The sequence below is a fragment of the Mesorhizobium sp. M4A.F.Ca.ET.020.02.1.1 genome, assembly GCF_004022645.1.
Classification (GTDB): Bacteria; Pseudomonadota; Alphaproteobacteria; order Rhizobiales; family Rhizobiaceae; genus Mesorhizobium.
In genome coordinates this window covers 1-5,159 of sequence record NZ_RZOI01000444.1, presented here as the reverse complement: position 1 = coordinate 5,159, position 5,159 = coordinate 1, and the positions used below count along the sequence as shown (strand labels likewise).

General features: G+C 61.4%; 3 protein-coding genes. All 3 read right to left on the bottom strand.

The window, feature by feature from the left end:
• Positions 1-33: 33 nt before the first annotated feature.
• The 3 genes from EN742_RS23590 to EN742_RS23580 are packed head-to-tail and all read right to left on the bottom strand — an operon-like array spanning position 34 to position 4,901.
• Entirely contained in the window at positions 34-1,131 is a 1,098-nt protein-coding gene (locus EN742_RS23590; protein ID WP_126056711.1) for a microcin C ABC transporter permease YejB, read from the bottom strand.
• Between the two features lie 30 nt (positions 1,132-1,161).
• Positions 1,162-3,024, bottom strand: coding sequence for an extracellular solute-binding protein (locus tag EN742_RS23585; RefSeq protein ID WP_128333343.1), 1,863 nt, complete (start codon positions 3,022-3,024; stop codon positions 1,162-1,164).
• Entirely contained in the window at positions 3,024-4,901 is a 1,878-nt protein-coding gene (locus EN742_RS23580; protein ID WP_127407365.1) for an extracellular solute-binding protein, read from the bottom strand. Before EN742_RS23580 ends, EN742_RS23585 begins: the two co-directional genes overlap by 1 nt.
• Between the last annotated feature and the right edge of the window lie 258 nt (positions 4,902-5,159).

Sequence of the window (5,159 nt, the reverse complement as noted above, 5' to 3'; positions counted from 1 at the left end):
GGGGGGGCGTCGTTCCGGCAGCGGCTTCCGCCATCAGACGTCCCTCCGCTCGAAATCGATGCGCGGATCGACCCAGGTGTAGATCAGGTCGGACAGAAGATTGATGAACAGGCCGAGCAGCGAGAAAATGTAGAGGTTGGCGAACACCACCGGATAGTCGCGGTCGACGACGGACTTGAAGCCGAGCAGCCCGAGGCCGTCGAGCGAGAAGATGTTCTCGATCAACAGCGACCCGGTGAAGAAGGCCGAGATGAAGGCGCCTGGAAAGCCGGCGATGACAATCAGCATGGCGTTGCGGAAGACGTGGCCGTAGAGCACCTTGCGCTCCGACAGGCCCTTGGCGCGCGCCGTCACCACATACTGCTTGCGGATCTCTTCCAGGAACGAGTTCTTGGTGAGCAGCGTCGTGGTGGCGAAAGCCGACAGCACGAGCGCCGTCAGCGGCAGGGTCATGTGCCAGAAATAGTCGACGATCTTGTCCGGCCAGGACAACTGGTCCCAATTGTCCGAAACGATGCCGCGCAGCGGGAACCAGTCCCAGAACGAGCCGCCGGCAAACAGCACCATCAACAGGATGCCGAACAGGAAGCCGGGGATGGCATACCCGACGATCACCACGCCGCTGGTCCAGACGTCGAAGGTGGAGCCGTCCTGGACCGCCTTGCGGATGCCGAGCGGGATCGAGATCAGGTAGGACAAAAGCGTGATCCACAGGCCGATGGAGATCGACACCGGCATCTTTTCCAGGATGAGGTTGAGCACCGAGATGTCGCGGAAATAGCTGTCGCCGAAGTCGAAGCGGGCATAGTTCCACAGCATCATGCCGAAGCGTTCGAGCGGCGGCTTGTCGAAGCCGAACTGCTGTTCCAATTTCTTGATGAATTCGGGATCGAGCCCCTGGGCGCCGCGGTATTTCGAGCTGACGTCGCCGGCCACATCGAAGTTGCCGCCGCCACCGGCATCGCCGCCACCGCCGCCAAGGCGATCGGTGCCGCCCTGGTTGGTGAGCCTGGCGATCACCTGCTCCACCGGCCCACCGGGCGCAAACTGGATAACGGCGAAAGAGATCGCCATGATGCCGAACAGGGTCGGGATCATCAGAAGGATGCGGCGCAGTATGTAAGCGCCCATCAGGCCGCCCGTCCTGTGCGAACGGAGATGTCAGGCTTTGCCAATCTTTGCCGCCTTGCCCTTGTCGATCCACCACAGCGTCTCGACCGGAAAGCCGAAATCGGGTTTCTGCTCGAGAAAGCCGAACATGTCCCAATAGGCGACGCGGTGATTCGCGAGATAATATGTTGGAATCCAGTCTAGCCGCGCGCGCAAGACCCGGTCGAGCGCTCTGAGCGCCGTAACCAGTTCCGATCGACTGTTGGCTTTGCCGGCCGCCACGATCAGCGCGTCGATGGCCCGGCTTTCGGTGCCGGGATAGTTGCGCTGTCCCGGCGTTTTCGCCATGCGCGAGTCGTAGAGTATCTCGAGGCCGTCGGCAGTCGGCGTCGCCCCGATCGACCATGCGAGCATGTTGAAATCGAAGTCGAAATCGCTTTGCCGCCGTTCATACTGCGTCGAATCGACCTGCCGGATCGAAACGTCGATCCCTATGGCCTTCATGTTCTCGGCCCATGGCGTGAAAATGCGAACGATGCCGTCATCCTCGGCCAGCATTTCCACCTGCAGTCGCTCGCCCTTCTCGTTGACGACGAAGTTGCCCGCTCGCTTCCAACCGGCCTCGGCAAGCAGTTTCGAGGCCGCGCCCAGCAGCTTGCGGTCGTGACCCGAACCGTCGGAGACGGGCTGCATCACCGGTTCGCCGAAAGTCTCCGGCGGCAACTCGGCCCGAAACGGCTCCAGCAAGGCCAGTTCCTGAGGCGAGGGCAAGCCTTCGGCCTTGTAGTCCGACCGCTCGAAATTCGATTGCGAGCGTTCGTAGGAACCGAAGAACAGAGCCCGCCTGATCCATTCGAAATCGAAGCAGTTGGCGATTGCCCGTCTCACGCGCGCATCGCGGAACTGCGGCCGGCGCTGGTTTAGCGCCACGGACTGCATGGATGGCGATTTCTCGCCGGGAAACTCGCGTTTGACGACCTTGCCGTCCTTCAACGCCGGAAAGTCGTAACCGGTCGCCCATACCCGCGAGGTGAATTCCTCGCGAAAATGTGTGTCGCCTTTCTTGAAGGCCTCGAACGCCGCCTGGCGATCAAGATAGAAGTCGATACGGATGCGGTCGAAATTGTTGAGACCACGGTTCACGGCAAGATCGCGGCCCCAATAGTCGGCGACGCGATCATACTCGACGGTCTGTCCGGCCACCACGCGCCCCAACTTGTACGGTCCGGAGCTCAGCGGCGGTGTCATCGTCGAGGCATCGAAATCGTTGGCCGTGTAAAAGGCCTTGGACACGATCGGCATTGCGACGACCGAAAGGATGTTCTGCGCGGACTGTTCGCCATTGAAGGTGACGTCGAGCCTGACGGGATCGACCGCGACCGCTTCCGTCATGTATCGCAGCGCCTTGGACAGGTTCGGATGGCCCCGATCCTTGTACAGCGTCAATGCGAAGGCGATGTCCGCGGCGGTCACGGGCGAACCGTCGTGAAAGCGCGCTTGCCGTCGCAGGTCGAAACGGAAGCCGTTGCGGTCCTGCGACAAGGTCACGGACTCGGCAAGCAAGCCGTAGACGGCATCCGGCTCATCGAGAGCGCTTGTCATCAGTGAATCGAAACAGAGCTCGGTGCGGGGAGGCGAATCGCCTTTCAGCACCAGTGAATTCAACGTGTTGAAGGTCAGGAAACTCTGATTCAAGGTGGCGTTCGGCGGCGCGAAATTCATCTGGCCGCCCTTGGGCGCATCCGGATTGACGTAGTCGAAATGGGTGAAATCAGGCTTGTATTTGAGGTCGCCGAAGGCCGATAGGCCGTGCAGTTTCACGCCGGTCGCCGTGGTGGCGAAAGCTCGCCCCGGCAACAGGGCTGCGGCCGCGGCGGCACCGCCGAGTGCCAGGAAATCGCGGCGCGAGGCCATCAATTGCTACCCTTGTATTTGGCGGCCAGCGCCTTTTCCTTCTCGGGGTCGATCCACCAGGAACTCTGGTCGGCGCCGCTGTAGGTCGGCTGCTTTTGCGGGATGCCGAACTTGTTCCAGTAGGCGAGCCACAACACGGCGCGGTAGTATTGCGGCACCACATAGAAGTTCCACAGCAGCACCCGGTCGAGCGCGTGGGTGGCAGCGACGAGGTCGTCGCGGTCGGTGGCAAAGATGATGCGGTCGACGAGCGCGTCGACGACCGGATCCTTGATGCCGGCATAGTTGCGCGACCCCGGCTTATCGGCGGCCTTCGAGCTCCAGAAGTCGCGTTGCTCGTTGCCGGGCGATTCCGACTGCCCGAGCTGACCTATGATGACGTCATAATCGAAATTGTTGACGCGGTTGACATATTGGGTCTGGTCGATGATGCGCAGCGTCGCATCCACTCCGATCTTGCGCAGATTGGCGATCCAGGGACTGGCGATCACCTGGTCGGTGTCGTTCCAGCCCAAAATCTCGAACTTGAACGGCGCGCCGGTCTTGGCGTTCACCATCTTGCCGCCCTTGATGACCCAGCCGGCCTTGGCGAACAGCTCGACCGCCTGCTTCAGATATTTCCGCTCGGCCTGAGGGGTATCGTAGACCGGCAGCTTGAATTCCTCGGTGAACAGCTCGGGTGGCAGCTTGTCGCGGTACTTTTCCAGGATTTCCAGCTCTTTGCCCTGCGGCAGGCCGCTGGATGCCAGTTCCGTGCCCTGGAAATAGCTTTGCGTGCGGGTGTTGAAACCATAGAAAAGCGTGCGGTTCATCGTCTCGAAATCGAACGGATAGGTCAGTCCCTCGCGCACCAGGCGATCCCCAAATAGGGGACGCCGCTGGTTCAGCATGAAGGCCTGCATCGGCTCGGGAGAGGTGGTCTTGAATTCCTGTTTGATGACGTCGCCGGTCTGGATCGCTGGGAAATCATAGAACGTCTTCCAGCGCTTCGAGCTGTTTTCCGGCTTGATGTCGTCGAGTCCGCCTTTGGTGAAAGCCTGCCATGCCGCATTGTCATCAAGGATATAGGTGAAGCGCTGCGTGTCGAAATTCTCACGCCCTATCTTCACCGGCAGCTTGGCGGCCCAGTAGTCAGGCACGCGCTGCCAGACGATCTCCGAACCCGGCTTGAAGCTGGCGATCTTGTAGGCAGCGGAGCCGAGCGGCGGTTCCAGCGTCGGTCTGGTGACGTCGCGCTTCTTGCCATTGGCGTCGGTGCCTTCCCACCAGTGCTTCGGCAGCACGGCGAGGTCGCCGATGATCTTCGGCAGCTCGCGATTGCCCTTCTGGTTGAAATGGAACTCGACCTCGCGGTCCGAGATGGCGACGGCGTCGGTAACGTTCTCGAAATAGCGGCTGTATTGCGGGCTGTTGGCCTTCAGCACCTGGAACGACCAGATCACATCGTCGGTGGTGATTGGCTGGCCGTCGTGCCATTTGGCCCTCGGGTCCAGCCGATACGTCGCCGAGGAATAGTCGACCGGATATTTGTAGGCGTCGGCGATCAGCGGATGGCTGGTGCTGCCCTCGTCGGTCGACTGCTCCATCAGCGTGTCGTAGAGCAGCCCTCCGCCGAAGCCGACCAGCCCCGCGGCCGGCGAGCCCTGCACGATGTAGGGGTTGAAGCTGTCGAAGGTGCCGAGAACGACGGAATTGTAGGTGCCGCCCTTCGGCGCGTCCGCATTGACATAGTCGTAGTGCTGGAAGTTGTCGCCGTATTTGGAGTCGCCGATCAGCGAGGAGGTGGTGCGCCATTCATCCGCGAAGCCGGCCTGCAGGCTGCCGGCAAGGGCGGCCGCGACCAGCACGGAGTTGAGAAGCGTTCGGCCAACCGTCATGCGTTCTCCTCTGCGAACAATCCCCACCGGCAATCTAGATCATTTGACGACCGTGGAAACCGCAATGCGCAGGCTTTGTCGCCGCACATGCTGTTTTCCTAACAGAAAAGCCGGGACGAACCCGGCTTTTCTGAGGATGTCTTTATGACAAATTGTTTATTGAGCGGGTGCCGCCGGCTTGGCGGGCGCGGCGCCCTCGGCCGGCGCGGCGCCTTCCGCAGGCTTGGCCTCGGCCGAAGCACCCGGCGCCGGCAGCGG